The organism is Chryseobacterium cucumeris (assembly GCF_016775705.1).
GTDB lineage: Bacteria > Bacteroidota > Bacteroidia > Flavobacteriales > Weeksellaceae > Chryseobacterium > Chryseobacterium cupriresistens.
Map to the genome: position 1 here is coordinate 1314149 of NZ_CP068760.1, position 20259 is coordinate 1334407.

Annotated in this window: 14 protein-coding genes; 1 reads left to right on the top strand and 13 read right to left on the bottom strand. The window is 37.7% G+C overall.

Going from position 1 to position 20259, the window contains the following annotated elements:
- Positions 1-56: 56 nt before the first annotated feature.
- From JNG87_RS05920 to JNG87_RS05980, 13 genes are all read right to left on the bottom strand, one after another.
- The gene (locus JNG87_RS05920) at positions 57-3203 is read right to left on the bottom strand and encodes an efflux RND transporter permease subunit (protein WP_062670038.1); all 3147 of its coding nucleotides are present in this window, start codon (positions 3201-3203) and stop codon (positions 57-59) included.
- On the bottom strand, positions 3203-4390 hold the full coding sequence (locus JNG87_RS05925) for an efflux RND transporter periplasmic adaptor subunit (RefSeq protein ID WP_202842413.1): 1188 nt from the start codon (positions 4388-4390) through the stop codon (positions 3203-3205). Before JNG87_RS05925 ends, JNG87_RS05920 begins: the two co-directional genes overlap by 1 nt.
- A gap of 1 nt (position 4391) precedes the next feature.
- Positions 4392-4847 (bottom strand): hypothetical protein, encoded by a 456-nt coding sequence (locus JNG87_RS05930; protein WP_034694378.1) that lies wholly within the window; start codon positions 4845-4847, stop codon positions 4392-4394.
- A gap of 116 nt (positions 4848-4963) precedes the next feature.
- A complete protein-coding gene (locus tag JNG87_RS05935) occupies positions 4964-5476 on the bottom strand; it encodes a GNAT family N-acetyltransferase (protein WP_202842418.1) in 513 nt (170 codons plus the stop codon).
- A gap of 172 nt (positions 5477-5648) precedes the next feature.
- Entirely contained in the window at positions 5649-5879 is a 231-nt protein-coding gene (locus JNG87_RS05940) for a DUF2007 domain-containing protein (protein ID WP_002979801.1), read from the bottom strand.
- A gap of 61 nt (positions 5880-5940) precedes the next feature.
- Positions 5941-7266: an L-lysine 6-transaminase gene (gene lat, locus JNG87_RS05945; RefSeq protein WP_202842420.1), complete on the bottom strand. Its 1326-nt coding sequence runs from the start codon at positions 7264-7266 to the stop codon at positions 5941-5943.
- A 111-nt stretch (positions 7267-7377) separates the two neighbouring features.
- Positions 7378-8928 carry an aldehyde dehydrogenase family protein gene (locus JNG87_RS05950; protein ID WP_202842423.1) on the bottom strand — a complete coding sequence of 517 codons (1551 nt, stop codon included), beginning with the start codon at positions 8926-8928 and terminating at the stop codon, positions 7378-7380.
- A gap of 475 nt (positions 8929-9403) precedes the next feature.
- A complete protein-coding gene (locus JNG87_RS05955; RefSeq protein ID WP_034694367.1) occupies positions 9404-9592 on the bottom strand; it encodes a hypothetical protein in 189 nt (62 codons plus the stop codon).
- A gap of 78 nt (positions 9593-9670) precedes the next feature.
- A complete protein-coding gene (locus JNG87_RS05960) occupies positions 9671-10537 on the bottom strand; it encodes an SPFH domain-containing protein (protein WP_110008771.1) in 867 nt (288 codons plus the stop codon).
- A 358-nt stretch (positions 10538-10895) separates the two neighbouring features.
- Positions 10896-14165 (bottom strand): cytochrome c biogenesis protein CcsA, encoded by a 3270-nt coding sequence (gene ccsA / locus JNG87_RS05965; RefSeq protein ID WP_202842428.1) that lies wholly within the window; start codon positions 14163-14165, stop codon positions 10896-10898.
- 245 nt (positions 14166-14410) lie between these two features.
- Positions 14411-15547 carry a tetratricopeptide repeat protein gene (locus JNG87_RS05970; RefSeq protein ID WP_202842430.1) on the bottom strand — a complete coding sequence of 379 codons (1137 nt, stop codon included), beginning with the start codon at positions 15545-15547 and terminating at the stop codon, positions 14411-14413.
- Positions 15548-15684: 137 nt separating this feature from the next.
- A complete protein-coding gene (locus JNG87_RS05975; RefSeq protein ID WP_202842432.1) occupies positions 15685-16266 on the bottom strand; it encodes a Crp/Fnr family transcriptional regulator in 582 nt (193 codons plus the stop codon).
- A 361-nt stretch (positions 16267-16627) separates the two neighbouring features.
- Positions 16628-17263, bottom strand: a complete 636-nt coding sequence (locus JNG87_RS05980; RefSeq protein WP_202842434.1) for a cysteine hydrolase family protein — start codon at positions 17261-17263, stop codon at positions 16628-16630.
- 362 nt (positions 17264-17625) lie between these two features.
- Between JNG87_RS05980 and JNG87_RS05985 the strand changes: the two genes are divergently transcribed.
- Complete coding sequence (locus JNG87_RS05985) at positions 17626-20205, top strand: FtsK/SpoIIIE family DNA translocase (protein WP_202842436.1); 2580 nt, start codon at positions 17626-17628, stop codon at positions 20203-20205.
- Positions 20206-20259: the final 54 nt, after the last annotated feature.

A 20259-nucleotide genomic window follows, 5' to 3' on the forward strand; every position in this document is an offset into this window, starting at 1 on the left:
AGTTAGTTTTTAGACTTATCTCTAATTGCTAACTTCTAATTTCTTAAATCTTAATTTTATTCTGCTAAATTGATATCTTCTTTTTTGATAGGTTTGATTTTTTCCTGCAGTGTTTCAAAAATCACATACAGAACCGGAATTACAAATAATCCCAAAACAGTTCCTATCAATAGTCCGATGGCCGCTCCCGTAGCGATAGATCTGTTACCTACTGCTCCGATTCCGCTTGCCAGTACCAACGGCAATAAACCGAAAATAAAGGCGAATGAGGTCATCAAAATAGGTCTTACCCTGGCTTTCGCTGCATTAATGGCCGACATCACAATCGTTTCTCCATGATGCCTTCTCTGGACAGCGAATTCAACAATAAGGATTGCGTTTTTCGCCAGTAGTCCCACGAGCATGATCAGGGCAATCTGGAAGTAAATATTATTTTCAAGTCCCATGATCTTCTGGCCGAAATAAGCTCCCATTACCCCAAGAGGAAGAGAAATAATAACAATCAGCGGAAGGATATAACTTTCATACTGTGCGGAAAGGATAAAGTAAACAAAGATCAAACTCAGTCCAAAAATCAAAAGCGTTTGAGATCCTGAATTTAATTCTTCTCTCGTTAACCCGGTAAATTCTACGGCATAGTTTTGATTCAGGGTTTCATCTGCCACCTGCTGCACCGCAGCAATGGCATCCCCAGAACTGTATCCGTCAGAGTTTGCTCCCGTTACCTTCACTGAAGTAAAGAGGTTGTAACGGCTTACGGATTGTGGTCCGTATGCTTTTGTCAATGTTACAAACTGTGAAATCGGAGTCATGATCCCTGATCCTGTTCTCACATAAAGCTGATTCAGGTTTTCAATATTCTTTCTGTTTTCAGGAAGAGCCTGAACCATCACTCTGAACTGCTTTCCATACTTGGTAAAGTCTGCAGTATAAATACCTCCGATATACCCCTGCATTGTAGCCAGAATTTCATTGACAGAAACTCCAAGCTGTTTGCTCAGAGGAACATTAATTTCCATCTGATACTGAGGATATTTGGTATTGAATGAAGTCTGTGCAAACTGAATTTCCGGTCTCTGCATCAGCTTACCGATGAATTCATTGGTTTTAGCATCCAGATCGGCATATTCTCCACCTGATTTATCAAGCAATACCATTTCAAAACCTGCACTGTTACCAAATCCCGGTACACTTGGCGGTTGGAAGAATACTACTTTAGCGTCAGGAACAGATCCTACAATTCCGAATAGTTTTTTGGTGATATCTTCAGAAGTCTGTCCGTCTTTTTTTCTTTCTTCGAATGGTTTCAGTTTAACAAAGGCAAGACCGTTGTTACTTCCGTTTCCGGACAAGAACCCTCTACCTGTTGAAATCGTTACGTTCTGTACGCCCGGAACTTTCAATGCTTTAGCCTGAAGAGTTTTCAATGCGTTGTAAGTTCTTTCCATAGAAGCTCCCGGAGGAAGCTGAACATCGGTAAAAATAATCCCTCTGTCTTCTGTAGGTACAAACCCTTTCTTCATGCTGCTGCTTGCCCAGAACAGAATACCTCCGGTAACAGCAAAAATTATCAGGGTTACCCATTTATGTCTCAACAGGAATACAAATCCTCTTCCGTAACGTTCAGTAGTTGTTTTAAAAGCAATATTAAACTTATAGAAAAACTTCTGTAACAGGTTCAGATTTTTATATTCTGCATGATGCGCTTCGTGAGGTTTTAAGAATAATGAACATAAAACCGGACTCAGGGTCAATGCATTAATCGCAGAAATGATGATGGCTATAATCAGCGTAATACCAAACTGCTGATAGAATACCCCTGTAGGACCTGTAATGAACGTCACCGGAATAAATACAGCTGCCATTACCAAAGTAATCGAAATAATAGCCCCTGTGATCTCATCCATTGCCTCTACGGTCGCTTTTTTAGCATCAGAAATACCATGTTCCATCTTGGCATGAACGGCCTCGACGACGACGATGGCATCATCCACTACAATACCAATGGCCAGTACCAATGCAAATAAAGTCAAGAGGTTCAATGAATATCCGAAGAGATTCAGGAAGAAGAATGCCCCCACAATAGATACCGGAACCGCGATAGCCGGGATCAGTGTAGACCTGAAGTCCTGAAGGAAAATATATACTACGATAAATACCAGAATGAAGGCTTCGATAAGGGTATGAACTACCTTTTCAATAGAAGCTTCCAGGAATTCGTTGGTATCGAAGTTGAAAGTATACTTGATTCCCTGTGGGAAAGTTCCCTCAGCAGATTTCAGATAGGCTTTGATATTTTTAATAATCTCCTGTGCGTTGGATCCCGGAGTCTGGAAGATCCCCATACTGATGGAAGGATTGTTTCCGTTCTCCCCGATTCCTGTGTAAGACTGTCCTGCAAGTTCCACTTTAGCAACGTCTTTCAGCATCAGGTTTTGTCCGTTTGCAAGAGATTTGATGATGATATTATCGTATTGTTCCTTATCGTTGAATTTCCCTACGTATTTGATGATATATTCAAAAGAACTACCGCTGTTTTGGCCGATAGAACCTGCCGCCGCTTCTCTACTCTGCTCATTGATGGCATTGGTAACATCAGTAGGCGTTACACTGTAGGCAGCCATTTTTGCAGGATCAAGCCAGATTCTCATCGAGTAGTTTTTACCACCGAAAACGTTCGCATCTCCAACACCATTTACCCTTTTCAGGTTAGGAATAATATTGATATTCAAAAAGTTCTGAAGGTATACGTCATCCAGGTCTTTATTTTCAGAATAGAAGGACATATACATCAGGGCACTGGTCTGCTGCTTCTGGGTTACTACCCCTGAACGCGTTACTTCGGCAGGTAAAAGCGGCGTAGCTCTCGCTACACGGTTCTGTACGTTTACCGCTGCAATATCCGGATCTATTCCCTGTTTGAAGAAAACCTGGATCTGGGCAGAACCGTCGTTTCCGGCACTGGAAGTGATATAATCCATACCTTCCACCCCATTGATCTGTTCTTCCAAAGGTACTACTACACTTTTCATTACCGTCTCGGCATTGGCTCCCGTATAGTTTGCGGAGACACTTACCGTAGGCGGCGCAATGTCCGGATACTGTGTAACCGGTAACGAGATCAGTCCCAGCACACCGAGAATCACAATCAGGATTGAGATTACGGTGGATAAAACCGGTCTGTTAATAAAGTTTTTTATCATTAGAATTTCGGTTTTATTGATTGAACAAGACTATCCATTTTAATTGGCTGCGGTTTCACGGCTGTTCCCGGTTTCAGACCTCCGATACCAGCTGCAATAACTCTTTCACCTTTATTAACTCCGGATTTGATAAGAGCCATATTGTCGATTCTGTCGATAACATTCACAACAACGTTTCTGGCAGTATCTCCTTTTTCTACTTTGTAAACGTAAACAATACCCTGCTGCTCATAAGTAGCACTTTCAGGTACTACAAGTACATTGTCATAATGCTGAGGGAACCTGATCGTTCCACTGTTCCCATTACTTAATAATTTCTGGGCATTCGAGAAAGCAACTCTGAACTGAATGGTTCCGGTTGTAGGATCAATCTGGCCGGTAATGGCTTCAATTCTCCCTTTTTCAGGATAAAGACTTCCGTTGGCTAACTGAAGTTCAACCATAGGTAAGTTTTTGATTTTCTCAGGCATAGAAGCTCCCGGAGATTTTTCAAGGAAATCAAAATATTCTTTTTCATTCATGGCAAAGTAAGCATAGATCTCAGAGGTATCAGAAATCGTTGTCAGAGGAGTCTGATCAGACGGCCCTACCAAACTTCCTACTTTCAATGGCAGTCTTCCGATTACCCCTGAAATAGGAGCACGGATAATAGAATATTCGATGTTGGCTTCTACTCCTTTATAGTTGGCTTCTGCCTGTCTTTTAGCAGCATTGGCCTGCTGAAGCTGTGCCTGTGCCTGTGACAGCTGAGCCTGAGCGGTCTGTAACTGTACGTTACTGATGATATTTTTCTGAACCAGTGGTTTAAGTTTGTTGACTTCAACCTGAGCTGCATTTACAGAAGCCTGCGCTGCGGCAACGCTTGATGCTGCAGCACCGATTCCTGCTTTGGAAGCAGCTGCATTTTCGGTCAGGATATTGGTTTCCAGACGAAACAATGGCTGTCCTTTTGTAACATATTGTCCTTCATCTACCAATACCTGGGTAATATATCCCTGTATTTTTGCACGTACATCATTGTTTACTCTACCCTGGATGGTAGCCGGAAACGTCTGATAACCCACTATATTTTTTGACTCCACTGAGATAACAGGATATGGCTTGGCACCATCCTGTTTCGGAGCTTCTTTTTTGCAGGCAGTCAGTGAAAGCGCTGCAATGGAAAGTATAACTAGCTTATTATTCATTTTATAGTTTATTAAGAGATTCCTGAATATTTTCTATGTTTTTATTTAAGAGTGCTTTGTAAACTTCTATTCTTTCGTTGTATCCATCGTCTTTACTTTTTTTAAAATTGTTTAAATCATCTAATAGTCTTAGTTCGTCCTGCATTTTCTGGACAATTTTCTCGAATCGTATTTTTTTGTATTCATCATTGATGAAAAAATACCGTTTCCGCTCATCCATTTTGTTATGGTCTACGATAAGCTGAGCATTCAGTAGTAATGAAATACTGGTGGAAACAGAACTTTTGCTCGCGGAGAGCACTTCAACGAACTCGTCAAAAGTAATTCCTACTTTCTCATAGTCAAAAAGAAGGTAGGAATAAATTTTTGATGCTAAAGGAGGTAAGCTGAACACAGTACCATAAAATTTTACGGCATCCTGAAAAATTTTTTCATCAATTTCTATACTTTGGTGCATAATATAAAAATTTGAACAAAAGTAGAAATTAGTTCAGAACCAAACGAACAAACCCGATAGAGTTTATAAATACTGGACGTTTTAAAAATTCAATGAAAGTTGATTTAACTTTTTGCCTAAATTATAATCTTCTCAAAAGCTTTCCTCATCCCGTCTCTTAAAAGAACCTCTCCACAATAGGAATACCCTCTGCCTTCAAGAATTTTCAGCATGGCGATATTATCATGGTTGGTATCTACTTTAATACTCTGAATTCCATGAGATTTGGTAAAATATTCAATCTGATCAAAAAGTTTCTTTACCATTCCCTGTCCGGCAAATTTTTCATCTACGGCCACTCTGTGAACCACAACAAATTCACCGTCACTTAGCCATGCTCCTTCAATGGTACTGTAAGCCGGTTCATCATTCAAAATCAGGGCTGCATATACTGCAATTTCTCCGTCTACGGTCAATACATGCCCGAATCCTTTCGCAATATCACTTTCTACCGTTCCTAGATTAGGGTATCCGTTCTGCCATTGGGTGCTTCCGTCCTGTCTTCTTCTTTCAATGGATTGCTGGATGATTTTCCAAATAATGTTTCTGTCTTCAATTTCCGCTTGTCTTAGTTTAATCTCTGGATTCATGTTATAAAATTTGATTAAAAGATTGAATGATTTAAGAATTTAAAATCAGAATTGCTGCTTTCCGTTCAATCTTTGAAATATTTATTTTTTGATGGGTTGCAATTAAAAAACCGAAAATTAATTAAAATTAATTTTCGGTTCGAAGTAGTAAAATTTAAAATTATGAAATTGTTTATTGATTTTCACTTTGTTGAAGGTAAGCATCAATAATTTCAAATGCTTTGGATTCATCTTCTAGATCTACCATTACCTTCAGCGAAGTGGCTGTTGGCGTTGTAGTAAATGTAAGATAGTTATTTTCAACCGTGTTTGTAATCTGTGCGTCATCCAATTTAGATTTAACCAACTGAATTTCTGAAGGGTTATCACTTTCATAAACTGATACTCTCGTACTTCTTTCCATATTCTAATTGTTTGAGTATCTAAATATACAATGTTTTTTTTAAAATTACAAATTCCGGATTTTAAATTTTATTAATATTGTTTTCAATTTTGTCTAAAGCAAGCTGGATTTCTTCTTTAGTAACATTCAAATGAGGTCTGAAACGAAGAGACTGATCCCCGCAAGGAAGAATAATCAATCCGTCATTGAAAAGCTCATTCATCAGGTGGTTTCTCTGTTCTGCAGTTGGCAGATCGATCGCACACATAAGCCCTCTTCCTCTTGCATTTGAAATTTTCTCAGGATATTTTTCTGCCAGAGCTTTTAAGCTTTCCAGTAAGAAATCTCCCACTACTCTTGCATTTTCTACAAGATTTTCTTTTTCGATCACCTCCATTACCAGCTGGAAACGAAGCATATCAATAAAGTTTCCTCCGAATGTTGAGTTGATTCTTGAACTTTCCCTGAAAACATTGTTTGGAACCTGATCAAATTTTTCCTTATTAGCCAGCACACCACAAACCTGAGCTTTTTTCCCGAAAGAAATAATGTCCGGTTTTGCTGTAAAATGCTGGAATGCCCACATTTTCCCTGTAATGGCAATTCCCGTCTGAACTTCATCAAAAATAAGTAAGATTTCGTTATCATCACAGATTCTTCTTAATCCCAGCAGGAATTCGTCTCTGAAATGATTGTCACCGCCTTCAGCCTGAATAGGTTCGATGATGATACACGCCACTTTATCGGGGTTCATCAAAATAGCCTCTTCAATCTGAAGTAAAGCAAGGTTTTCGTTTTTGATAGTTTCTTCAAGGTTTTCTTCTGTAATCGGGAACTTTAATTTGGGATTTAAAATTCTCGGCCAGTTGAACATCGGGAAATATTGGTATTTTCTCGGATCAGCAGTGTTTGTTAAACTTAAAGTATAACCACTTCTTCCGTGGAAAGCCTGTTTGAAATGAATACAGATTCCTGCTTCAGTGTCTAATCCTTTTGCAAAGTTTTTGCGGGTTTTCCAGTCGAAGCATGCTTTCATTGCATTTTCAACGCCCATCGTTCCGCCTTCGATAAAGAAAGCATATTGTAATTCTTCAGGGATAACCACTCTTTCGAATACTTCAAGGAAGTGAGCGTACTCTTCTGAGTAAACATCCGCAAGAGTAGGTTTATTAACAGCCATTCTTCCTAACCATTCTGATCTTTCAACAAGATAAGGGTGGTTGTATCCGATGGATGCAGATGCAAACATAGAGAACATATCCAGGTATTCTCTGTCTGTCAGTTTATCATAAAGCCATGATCCGTGTGACTTTTCAATATCCATCACAAAATCGAAACCGTCTGCCAACACATGTTTTCCTACTGTTTCTTTTACTTTATTTGCTTTTATATCTAATGTGTGTTCCATAATAAATTGTAGTGTGATTTAATAAATGAACGATTAAATGATCCAAAAATGAAGCCTTTAATCATTCAGGTTATTAAGTTTTATGTTTTTTGAGTGCTTTAAGTAAAGCTTTTATAAATCAAATTTAATTCCCTGTGCTAAAGGAAGTTGTGCGGTGTAATTGATAGTATTGGTTTGTCTTCTCATATAATACTTCCAGGCATCAGATCCTGACTCTCTTCCACCACCGGTTTCTTTTTCACCACCGAAAGCTCCACCAATTTCAGCACCGGATGTTCCGATATTGACGTTGGCAATTCCACAGTCTGAACCAGCGTGAGAAAGGAACAATTCTGCCTCTCTTAGATTCTGGGTCATGATTGCAGAAGACAATCCCTGAGGAACATCATTCTGAATAGCGATCGCTTCTTCTAATGTTTTGTATTTGATCAGATATAGGATTGGTGCAAAAGTTTCGTGCTGAACAATTTCATAAGAGTTTTTCACTTCAGCCACACAAGGTTTCACATAGCATCCGGATTCGTAATCTTTACCAGATAAAACTCCGCCTTCAACAACGAATTTTCCACCTTCTTTTTTACATTTTTTGATGGCTTCTTCGTATTGGTTTACAGCATCAGTATCAATAAGCGGTCCTACATGGTTTTTCTCATCCAATGGATTTCCGATTTTCAACTGGCCATAAGCTTTTGCCAATCTTGTTTTCACTTCATCATACACACTTTCGTGGATAATCAGTCTTCTTGTCGAAGTACATCTCTGGCCTGCAGTTCCTACAGCTCCGAAAACAGCTCCGATAATTGACATATCAATATCAGCTTCTTTTGTAATAATGATCGCATTGTTTCCACCCAATTCAAGGATAGACTTTCCGAATCTTTCAGCTACTTTAGAAGAAACCATTCTTCCAACTCTTGTAGATCCAGTGAAAGATACCAGCGCTACTCTTTTATCATCTACCAGTTTCTGCCCGATTTCGTGGTCCGATACCAATACACTTGAAATTCCTTCAGGAAGATTATTTTCCTTCAAAACTTCCATCATGATATTCTGGCATGCAATAGCACAAAGCGGTGTTTTCTCAGATGGCTTCCAAATGGTAACGTTACCACAGATCCATGCTAATGCAGTGTTCCAGGACCATACGGCTACCGGGAAGTTGAATGCGGTGATAATCCCAACAACTCCCAGCGGATGGTATTGCTCATACATTCTGTGTCCAGGTCTTTCAGAGTGCATAGTGTACCCCTGAAGCTGTCTTGAAAGTCCAACTGCAAAGTCACAGATATCGATCATCTCCTGAACTTCTCCAAGACCTTCCTGTAATGATTTACCCATTTCATAAGAAACAAGTTTACCCAGGTCGTCTTTATATTCTCTTAATTTTAAGCCCAGCTGTCTTACCATCTCTCCTCTTTTGGGAGCCGGAATCAGCCTGAATTCATGAAATGCCTTTTGAGCAGTTTCAATTACTTTGTCATAATCACTTTCTCCGGAAGTTTTTACTTTAGCAATCAACTTTCCGTCCACAGGAGAAATGCTTTCTATCACTTTTCCTGATGCGAAATATTTTCCGCCCACTGAAGTCCCTTTGTTCTCTTCTTTAATCCCAAGATTTCTGAGTGTTTTTTCGATTCCGAAATCTTTTACTTTTTTTGACATAAAATCTTACTTTTCGTTCTCTCTAAAGATAAAAATATTATGTGAACCTCAAAACTTTAATTTTTAATAGGCTTTTTATTTGGACTAATTATAAACATGCTTATCTTTGTAAAGTAATCATTTTGATAATCACCAATGGAAAATTCACAGGAAAACAACTCAAAGCTTAAAAAGTGGTTCAAGCGTGTGGGATGGGCAGGATTAGCTTTCTTTACCATTAAAGGCTTGATTTGGCTCGTCATATTCTACGTTGGAGCAGATAGTCTTCAAAGTTGTATACAATAAAAAAGCAGAGAAAATTTCTCTGCTTTCTTTTTTGGTATAAGATTAACTGAATTGTTATTTTTTTATTGAAAAGCTAAAAAAGAAGGTCTTTTTTATATTTTCTGTAATTTTAGAAAAGGGGGATATCATCATTTTTTGTGGGTATACTTCCCCAAAATATTATCATTCCTTCTCTATTCTTTCCTTTCATTTACTCTTTTTTCTTTCTCCCTGCGTTAACAAGACTCTGATGCAGCAGGTATTCTATCTGTCCGTTTACACTTCTGAATTCATCATTGGCCCACTTTTCAAGGAGTTTATAAGTAGACTCGTCTATTCTTATCACAAAGGATTTTTTGCCTTTGCTTTCTGAAGAGTTCTGAGCTTTTTCTGATTTCATTTTTTTAATTCTCTAACATTATTTACAGTTGCTGTCAGTATAGAAACTGTCTGTACCAAAAGCCCACTGTTAAATTTCTTAATTGTAAAGTGTTCCTGCATTTAGGATAGGTGTTGCCGCTTTTTCACCGCAAAGAACCACCATTAAATTGCTTACCATCGCCGCTTTTCTTTCATCATCCAGTTCAACGATATTATCTTCAGAAAGCTTTTTCAGGGCAAGGTCTACCATTCCTACCGCTCCTTCCACAATCTTGGTTCTTGCAGCAACAATCGCAGTAGCCTGCTGTCTCTGAAGCATTGCTCCCGCAATTTCTGAAGCATAAGCCAAATGGGTAATTCTCGCTTCCTGGATAATGATTCCTGCCGGTGCCAGTCTTTCTAATAATTCCTGCTCGAGAATTTTGTTGACCTGATCCCCACCGTCCCTTAAGGTAATGTTCGCATGTTCATCTTCAAGGTTATCATAAGGAAAGCTTACCGCAAGGTGTCTTACTGCGGCCTCACTCTGCATTCTTACATAATCCGTATATCTTTCTACTTCATAAGCTGCTTTGTAAGTATCTCCTACTTTCCATACAATTACGGCTGCAATTTCAATAGGATTCCCCATCTTATCATTTACTTTTAAAGTCTGCCCCTGAAGGTTTTCGGAACGAAGACTTATTTTCTGTGATGAATAAAGCGGGTTGATAAAGAAAAGTCCGTTTTCTTTTACCGTTCCAACATACTTTCCAAAAAAGTTAAGCACTCTTGAGTGGTTAGGCTGAATAATCATTAATCCTTTTAAGAAAAAGCATGATATCAGAAAACACAGCATAGCGAGCGCAACAAAAGTTATATTCTGGTCTACTCCGGTAATAAAAAAGTAGACAGCTGCGATAAACAAAGCCAGGCAAATAACCAATGTAAGATAGCCGGACATAGGTTTTAAGATTTTTTCCATGATTGAATTTTAATTTGATATTATTTTGATATCATAAAGATAGTGATGAATTATGAATTATGAATTATAAATTTTGATTTTTTTGAGGTACGAGTTTCGGGATCCGGGAATTTTTAACTAATGCAAAGTTCGGAAGTTTAATTTATTAGGATGTCTTATATTTTTGTTCGCAAAGCCAATTCGTTTAGCTAAGACCGCTAGTTCTTTGCTGAGTGAAACGCCTTTGGGAGCAATATTTAGTATCCCAAAATCATTGCGATCCTTAGCGTTAAAACAGCTGACCCTAATGCTAAAAACAATAGAAATAAAAAAATCCCGGAAAGTGAATTCCGGGATTTTAATTTATAGTTTCAGTATTTTATTTCTTTGTTAAAGCTTTAAACTTGATATAAGAAACAGCTGATAAAATAATCATTGTTGAGATTCCGATGTATACCCAGGCTGGTACAGGTACCGGATCTCCCGCTGCGTATGAGTGAAGTCCGCTTAAGTAATAGTTTACTCCAAAATAGGTCATTACCATTGAGCAGAATGCAAACATTGTTGCTACGTGGAATGCCCATCTGCTTCTCAATCCCGGTACTAATCGCATGTGCAGTACAAATGCATATACCATGATAGAGATGAAAGCCCATGTTTCTTTCGGATCCCAGCTCCAGTATCTTCCCCATGATTCGTTCGCCCAGATTCCTCCTAAGAAGTTTCCTACTGTTAAAGCAAATAATCCGATGGTTAATGACATTTCAGAAACAATTACCAGTTCCTTCAATGTCGTATCGTGGTGAATTTTATACGTTTCTTTATTAGAGATAATATAGAATACCAATGAGATTACAGCAATAATCATGGAGAGCGCGAAGAATCCGTAACTTGATGTAATAATAGCTACGTGAACAATTAACCAGTAAGATTTCAATACCGGAACAAGTGGTGTAATCTGCGGATCAAGAGCTGAACCTCCATGGGCAAATCCCATCATGATAACAGCTACCATAAATCCTGCTGCAGGAATCAATGCATTGGCATTTCTGTACAGGATCAAACCTGCCGTAATCCCTACCCAGGAGATAAAGATAATTGCTTCATATCCGTTACTCCAAGGTGCATGACCTGAAATATACCATCTTGCAACAAGTCCTAGGAAATGACACAGATATCCAATTAAACCAATTGCAATAATTACTTTAATTGCTTTATTTAATACTTTATTTGATTTGAATAATTCAACAAATCCTAAGATCAGAAGAAGACCGCCGATAAGCGTGTAGAAGATCAATAATTTGAAGTTAATATCTACTTTATTCATAAATACTTCAAGATCTACTTTGGATTTAGCAGGAACGACTGCTTTACCCCATTTCTGCTGATAGTCTGAAAGCTTTTTCAATTCTGCATCTGCTTTGCTCCAGTCACCGGTTTTTTGTGCCGTAAGCGCTTCTGCAAAATAAGGTCCCATTACCTGCTGAGATTCCATATCCGGTTCGAATTTCTGATCCAGCCATGAATGCCATGTGTGATTGGCATCATTTTTCACAGGAACAATTCTCATAAACTGACCGCTGAAGAACTCATTGAAGATCTGTACTCTTTCGTTTACAGCAATTACTTCTTTATCATAATTCGTTTGTTCAGCCGGTTTCTTACGGAATGCGGTATTGTAATCATGCTCAAGAATATAAGTAAGATTACCGTTTGCATCTGCCGGGAAAAGGTTCATCAGAGAAGTATAACCATCTTCATCTGCTTTTGTTTTATTCTTCAGCTCATCCCCTCCTTTAGTTCCTACTTTAATAATCGGAACCATTGTCCAGCTTGGAGTATCTGTATTGATAGAAAGGAACCATTGGTTGGCTGTAAGAGATTTTCCGTCTGTTCCTTTAAATTCGTCTTTCTTGTATAATTTTCTTAAAATATCGATTGCCTCTGTATTGATAGGAACAATTCTTCCTTCAAAGTTCTGAACCAAAAGATATCCGAATTTATCAGCATGTTCTTTACTGATTTTGTTTCTTGCAATGATCTCGTCCGGAGAAATAGTTCTCATTTTTCCCATTGGAGTTGCCAGAGAGTTCTGCTTCGGAGCAGCTCCATCAAGCGGCTGGGCAGACGGTGCCGGAGCATGGGAATGGTTGTCTCCTTCCACATGAATATGTTCTCTGCTTCCGTCGGTAGTTCCGTGAGTTTCGATTTTTTGTGCATGTAAACCTAAACTTAAGAACAATAAAAGTATACCTGCTGCTTTCTTTTTATTCACTTCAGCCAGCATTTTATTTAATTTCCAGAAATGTGTTCCTTTCCAGAAGAAAATGACAAACATTCCAAGGAATAAAAGTCCGTATCCGATGTAAGAAATCAAAGTTCCCCAGTAATCGTGGTTTACAGAAAGAACGGTTCCCATTCTGTCCGGATCAAAACTCGACTGGAAGAAACGGTATCCTTTATGGTTAAGAACGTGGTTCATATAGATTTTATAAGGAGTTTCTTTACCTTCGTCAATGATTTTTACGTGGCTTTCATAAGCACTTGGAGATGAACTTCCCGGATATGTTTCCATCACGAAATCATCCAGTTTCAATGCGAAAGGCGTGTTGTATACTTTAGGTCCGAAACCTACCATGATGTTTAAACCGTCCATAGTAACCTGCTTGTAAGCATTCGGGTTTCCTTTTTCAACCGAAAGGTCTACAATTTGTTTTGTTTTTGGTCCCTGAAGCTCAATCTGAAGCATATCAGGAACATTAGCATCTTTCTTTCTGTCGCCTTCAATAGCCATCAGTCTTCCTTTTTTAAGACCTTCAGGTACTACCAGCTTCAGCTCGTTGATGGTATATAAACTTCTTAATGCCAAAGGCTGAAACGCATCTTTCACTGTAGTTCCTGTTGCTTGTGTAGCCATGGTCATATAGCTGGCATCTACAGGAGTTTTGATGAATAATTTTCCGCCTTCATTTTTAAATTCAACAGCACCTTCAATAGCTCTGTTGAATGTCACCAAAGTACCGTTGATGGATTTTGTTTCTCCCGGTTTGATGTAAATATTCTGTCTTCCAGTATTTCCGGTAGAAACCAGATGAAGATACTCAGCACCATTTGGCTCAGCTACAAGGCTGTCTTTTTTTCTTTGGATGTATTCCTTGGCAAACACTTTCACTTCTTTTCCGTGGAAGTCATAAGTTGCTTTGAAATCTTTGTGTAACGGAGACATCAGATAAGGAACATCCTGATAATTCAGTACATCACCCTTTTCTTCGATCTGAATTTTAAAGAAATTTTTATCGGTTACGATTTCGTTGGACGTTTCACCTTCTCTGATGTGCATTGTTCCTTCAAAACTGATGTATCTGGTGATGGCACCACCGATAAAAATAAAAACAAAGGCAAGGTGGAAAACAAGAACCGGCCACTTATCTTTTTTCCACAGTCTGTATCTTCCGATATTTCCTATGAAATTGAGAATCAGTAAGACCATGATCAGTTCGAACCATTTAGCCTCATAAATTAATGCTTTTGCTGTAGGAGTTCCGTAGTCGTTTTCTAAGAACGTTGCATAAGCCATCGCGAATGCGTACACCAGCAACAATACAGCCATTGTCCTGGTTGAGATAAGAATATCTTGGAGCTTCTTCATGATTTATTGTACTTGACATGCAAAAATAAGCATGATAAACCACAAAGAGCTTAAAAAAAGCTGTTTTTTATCACTTTGGCCTTGGTTTTGCTTATTTTGAAACGTTCTTAATAAGCCCCAGAAACATTAAGAAAAATTCAATTTTTAAAAATGTAAATATCTGGATTTATATTGCCTATCCGACTGATTGAGAAACTCTATAACCAATTCCATATTCTCAACATAATCAACTCATATAAAACATTTTACGTATCCAAAGTATGATTCACCTCCATTTTTAATTTCAGCTTATTGATTAAAGTATCAATTCCGGTGAATGATCCATCCATTTTCTTAGCTTTTAAAAACAAATCCATTGCTTCCTGATACTCCATTTTTTTCATATGGTAAATTCCTAAATTTTTATAGGCATCAGCATTTTGCGAATCAAGCTTTAATGAATCTTCAATATCTTTACGTCCTTCTTCACAAAGGTTTAATTTAATTTTTGCCAGTCCGCGGTTATTATAGGAATATGAAAACTTTTTATCCACTGAAATAGCTTTGTTTAATAAAGGGATAGACTCTTCGTATTTTTCGAGGAGAATTAGTGTATACCCTTTATTATTTAAAGCAAATTTGTTGTCCGGATTTATTTTTAAGGCTTTATCATAATATTCAAGAGATTCTTCCAACGATCCTGTTTCAGTAAAGGTCAATGCAAAATTCGTCCAGTCATCCGTAGTCATGGAAGAATTATTTTCTTTGAATGTAATGGCTGTCTCTTTTGCTTTTTCAAAGTTCTTAGCATTAATATGAGATACTATTGCCATCCTGTAGATATCAAGATCTTTTGATTCCTGCAGTAAACTGTCAAAGATTGATGCCGCTTCACAATACTTCTTTTCGTTAAATTTATAGATTCCTTCTGTATATTCTTTAGGCAGTTTTTTCTGACGGATAAGATTGACAATAGCTTTTCCATCGTTAAATATTAATCTTCCATCACTCATATAAATAGGTTTGTGGCTCGGAAAAATATTGATCAAAAAATCAATTGCTGAAGAAACCATTAAGATGATGAAAAACAAAGTAAGAAATTGAGTATTTGAAATGATTAAATAAGAGAGTAAAGCCAGTAATAATGATGCAGCCGGCCCTCCAAATACATATAAAATATGCTTATTGACAGAAAATCTTTTTTCTTCACTTTCACAGAGTCCTCTTCCCCATTTAAGGGGATTTTTAAAAATATAAAAAGAAAAATCTTTGAAATTGATGAGAAAACTGTTATCCTTATCTCCGTAAGAACCCATAAAGACATGTACTTTCTTTCTTGTCACCAGCCAGGCGGTAACGGCATGCCCCATTTCATGAAAAAAGACTGTTAAAGGTCTGATCAATATTAAAAAGATGAAAATAAAAATTCCGGGGACACCAAAAAATTCCATTAAAAAGTCTTCAATCGGTTATTAATTATCATTCTTTATCCTAATCGGATACAAATCCTGATATGATAAAGAAAACTGTTGCAATATACTTATTTTTCCAATGACATTTTCCTCCTGATTTTGCTTAAAAACTCATGGGTAATTCCCAGATAGGATGCTACCTGCTGCTGGGTAATCCGTTGTTCCAATCCAGGATACTTTTCAAGGAATTCAAGATATCGTTTGTCTGCTGTTTTGCCCGTTAAGGAAAGAATTCTTCTCTGCAACGCTACCGAAGATTTCTGGTTCATGATTCTGAAAAGCTTTTCTATCTGCGGCATTGTTTTATACAGATTTTCTTTATCTTTTCTAGAAATCATCAAAACTTCACTGTCTTCAAGGGCTTCAATATTGAGAATACTGGGAACGGTATTGATGAGGCTGTCAATATCAGTAATCCACCAGCCTTCAACCGCAAAATATAAGGTTTGCTCCAATCCGTTTTCATTGAGATAATAGATTTTAAAACACCCGTTCAGAACAAATCCTTCAAAGAAACAATAATCTCCTTCTTTGAGCACCACCTCTTTCTTTTTAAATGTTTTGCGTTCAAAAGGCTTTGCAAACTTTTGAAAATCCTCTTCTGGAAGATTGATATATTGACTGATATTTTTAAAAAGTAAATCGGACATCGGATTATTTAAGCAAAATAAAGGTATCAAAATTATTGGCACCTTTATCAAATTAAGTTATGTTAAGCTGTTTTTATATTAAGCAAATGATCTTTTTAAATAAGTTTATTAGAAATCTTCGGTATTTGCTAAATAAAAAATATTAGAAAACGCAATGGCGCCAAGATTTTTTTGAAATATCAGCAGTTTTTAAGGCGCAAGGATTTTATCTATGATAAAATTTATTAGATTCATTTTGCTGGAAATCTTCGATTTCCTTGCGTCTTAAATTAAACAATACGTATGATAAAACTTTGCACCTTTGCGTTTACCCAACAAAAATTGAAGTTCATTGTACACGTTCCCTATCTAAAAAATAGCCTTATTTTAAAAGTTCATCAGTATTTATTACACGGGCATAAAGATTTCCAAGAGCAGAAATCCCGGCCAAAAAGGATCTTTGAACTTCTTCAGCCTTTATCACTTCCCCATTCAGTTCACGGTTTCTGGTTGCTGTAGCATCTCCGATAATGGTATTGGTAAACCCGAAATCAAAAGCAGCTCTGGTTGTAGATTCCACACAGACATCTGTCATCATTCCTGTAATCACCAGATTTTTAATTTTCTTTGACTGAAGATAACCTAGAAGATCCGTCTCTCTGAAGCTGTTGGGAAAATGCTTAACGATAACTTTTTCATCTTCCCTCGGTAAAACCAGATGATTGATTTTAGTGCCCTCTGTACCCGGAAGGAAAAACGTTGCACCATCATTGGTAGAAATATGCTGAATGTGAATGACAGGAAGATGATTGTTCCTGAAATATTCTAAAATTCTTCTGGTGTTTTCAGCGGCCTGTACGCTTTTTTCCAGTGTCATTTTTCCGCCCGGGAAATAATCGTTTTGTACGTCGATAATTAATAGCGCCGTGTGTTCCGTTTTTTGTTGTTGTGCGTTCATTGTAATCATTGAAATTAATATCAGACAAGAGGTCAGAATAGTTTTAAATTTATTTTTCATGAGTAAAATTGTATTGGCCAAAATTACAGAGGCTTTACGTCCTGACCTTTGAACTAGTTCAAAAAACACTGTTGCTATCTAAAAACTTTAATATTGTTAATTTTTTTCATCTCTGTCCGATTAAATCAAAAATTTTATTACCTTTTTAAAGAAAAACAACTCATAAACAGTTAATATAATTTAACGGTATCAGATTTGGATAAGCCAAAAAAATAACCTTATTTTATTCTGTCATAAGAGAAAATATTCTTAAAGTAAAAATTTTAAATACCCTTTATAAAAGCGGGATTACCAAAATGTTTTTTGGATAAAAAAGATTTATTTAGTGTTGAATAAAACATTAAATTTGCGACATTGATATTATGGATAAAAAGACACAAAAAAAACCGACTGAATCGCCTGAGAAAGGCAGAATCTTATCTAAGCCACGTATTTTTTTCGGGCTTACTTTTATACTTTTATCGGCTGTTCTTGCACTCTCATTCGTCTCTTATCTGATGAACTGGAAAGCAGATCAAAGCCAGGCCGGAACCATGCTGGACAAAAGCATAAAATCTTCCAATATCTTTGGCAAGGTAGGTGACTGGCTTGGAAATATTTTCATTTTTGAAAGTATTGGTATTGCTTCATTTATCATTGCATTTTTATTCCTTGTAGTGGGGACTCTGATCCTTAAGAAGAAAATCTTCAAACCGTGGAAAACGATCGGCCACTCTTTATTTTTCATCTGCTGGCTTCCTATTTTTATGGGGGCACTTACGAAAGGCCAGGGTGTTTTAGGCGGTGTTTATGGATATCAGATCATGGACTATCTTAACTCTATCATCGGAGCAGTAGGTCTGTGGACGGTATTAGCTGCAAGCATTCTTCTCTATTTTATTCTTGAATTCAATCTTCGTCCAAGTTCTATCAAAGCGAAACTGGATAAAATCAATGAAAATACGATTGGAAAAGTAAAATCTATGATGCCGGACTCCAATGATGATTTCGAAGCTGATGAGGAATTGAAAGAGGAAGCAGAGGAAGCGGAAGAAGAGACGCTTTCCAGAGTTACGGTGAGTGATGTTGCCAACAAGCCCGTTACAACTCCTGTCAATACAATGAAAGAACCAGAACCTGTAAGTGCTCCGAAAGGATTTCCTGAGGTTCCGGTTTCCAACGAAATAGAAACCATTTCTACGCCCAACCATACTTCTTTTGAAGCAGAGCCAAGAGATGTTTCTCAACAGGTAAGCTTAAACCTTTCTACCAAGCCCATTGTTCCGGTTTCAAGCCCGGAGGAAGCATTTGATATCAGACCTTCTACTCCGTCTCCGGCAGTAACCACTGCTTCGGCACAGGAAAATATTAAATTCAATGTAGAAGTGGCACAGGTGGTTGATGTTTTGGATGATTCTGATAAAAAGTCTCAGGAACTGGTAGAAAAGCATGGTTTATATGACCACAAGCTAGATCTGGCCAACTTCCAGATGCCACCTGTAGATTTGCTGAAAGATTACGGTAATGAAGAAATTTCTATCAATAAGGAAGAATTAGAAGAAAATAAAAACAAGATTGTCGGACTTCTTAAGAATTTCAATGTTGGAATCGCAGAGATTAAAGCAACAATCGGTCCTACAGTTACGCTGTATGAAATTGTTCCTGAAGCAGGAATCAGAGTAGCAGCGATTAAAAAACTGCAGGATGATATTGCGCTGAACCTTTCCGCATTAGGAATCAGAATTATAGCGCCAATGCCAGGAAAGGGAACAATCGGTATTGAAGTGCCAAGAAAGAATCCTACCATGGTTTCTATGCGTTCTGTTATCGCTTCCCAGAAATTCCAGAATACGGATATGGATCTTCCGGTAGTTTTCGGAAAGACCATTTCCAACGAAATCTTTATGGCTGACCTTTCAAAAATGCCTCACTTATTGATGGCAGGAGCAACAGGTCAGGGTAAGTCTGTTGGTATTAATGCTATCCTTACTTCCCTTCTTTATAAAAAACATCCGAGCGAACTGAAATTCGTCATGGTAGACCCTAAAAAAGTGGAACTTTCATTATATTCTAAAATTGAAAGACACTATCTGGCAAAACTACCGGATGCAGAAGAAGCCATCATCACAGACACCAATAAAGTAATCAATACACTGAACTCTCTTTGTATTGAAATGGATACCCGATATGATCTTCTGAAAAATGCTTTTTGTAAAAACTTAAAAGAGTATAATAAAAAGTTTACGGAAAGAAAATTAAATCCTGAAAACGGACATCGTTATTTACCGTATATCGTATTGGTAGTAGATGAGTTTGCAGATTTGATCATGACGGCAGGAAAAGAGGTTGAATTACCGATTGCCAGACTTGCACAGCTTGCAAGAGCCGTAGGAATCCACCTTATTGTAGCTACACAGAGACCTTCCGTTAATGTTATTACAGGTATGATCAAGGCTAACTTCCCTGCAAGAGCTGCCTTCAGGGTAATTTCCAGTGTTGACTCCAGAACCATCCTTGATTCTCCGGGAGCAGATCAGCTGATTGGTAAAGGAGATATGCTTTATTTCAACGGAAACGAGATCCTGAGACTTCAGTGTGCTTTCGTGGATACTCCGGAAGTGGAAAGATTGGCAGAGTTTATCGGAGAACAGAAAGGGTATTCTTCAGCATTATTACTTCCTGAATACGTATCTGAAGATTCATCAAGTACAGTAGGTGCTTTTGACCCGAACGAAAAAGATGCTTTATTTGAAGAAGCCGCAAGAATAATCGTTTCTACCCAGCAGGGATCTACTTCAATGCTTCAGAGACAATTGAAACTGGGCTATAACAGAGCCGGAAGAATTATGGATCAGCTGGAAGCAAGTGGTATTGTGGGAGGATTCAATGGTGCTAAAGCAAGAGAGGTTCTGATCAGTGATCTTCATTCTCTGGAACAGTTTCTTGAAGATTTAAGAAACTAATTATAAAAAATCATCAATACAAAGATTAATCCCGGATACTCCTGATTGGAGACC

Excerpts from the sequence above, each read along its gene's own strand:
- JNG87_RS05920 (WP_062670038.1), bottom strand. The coding sequence starts at position 3,203 with ATGATAAAAAACTTTATTAACAGACCGGTTTTATCCACCGTAATCTCA.
- JNG87_RS05925 (WP_202842413.1), bottom strand. The coding sequence starts at position 4,390 with ATGAATAATAAGCTAGTTATACTTTCCATTGCAGCGCTTTCACTGACT.
- JNG87_RS05930 (WP_034694378.1), bottom strand. The coding sequence starts at position 4,847 with ATGCACCAAAGTATAGAAATTGATGAAAAAATTTTTCAGGATGCCGTA.
- JNG87_RS05935 (WP_202842418.1), bottom strand. The coding sequence starts at position 5,476 with ATGAATCCAGAGATTAAACTAAGACAAGCGGAAATTGAAGACAGAAAC.
- JNG87_RS05940 (WP_002979801.1), bottom strand. The coding sequence starts at position 5,879 with ATGGAAAGAAGTACGAGAGTATCAGTTTATGAAAGTGATAACCCTTCA.
- lat (WP_202842420.1), bottom strand. The coding sequence starts at position 7,266 with ATGGAACACACATTAGATATAAAAGCAAATAAAGTAAAAGAAACAGTA.
- JNG87_RS05950 (WP_202842423.1), bottom strand. The coding sequence starts at position 8,928 with ATGTCAAAAAAAGTAAAAGATTTCGGAATCGAAAAAACACTCAGAAAT.
- JNG87_RS05955 (WP_034694367.1), bottom strand. The coding sequence starts at position 9,592 with ATGAAATCAGAAAAAGCTCAGAACTCTTCAGAAAGCAAAGGCAAAAAA.
- JNG87_RS05960 (WP_110008771.1), bottom strand. The coding sequence starts at position 10,537 with ATGGAAAAAATCTTAAAACCTATGTCCGGCTATCTTACATTGGTTATT.
- ccsA (WP_202842428.1), bottom strand. The coding sequence starts at position 14,165 with ATGAAGAAGCTCCAAGATATTCTTATCTCAACCAGGACAATGGCTGTA.
- JNG87_RS05975 (WP_202842432.1), bottom strand. The coding sequence starts at position 16,266 with ATGTCCGATTTACTTTTTAAAAATATCAGTCAATATATCAATCTTCCA.
- JNG87_RS05980 (WP_202842434.1), bottom strand. The coding sequence starts at position 17,263 with ATGAAAAATAAATTTAAAACTATTCTGACCTCTTGTCTGATATTAATT.
- JNG87_RS05985 (WP_202842436.1), top strand. The coding sequence starts at position 17,626 with ATGGATAAAAAGACACAAAAAAAACCGACTGAATCGCCTGAGAAAGGC.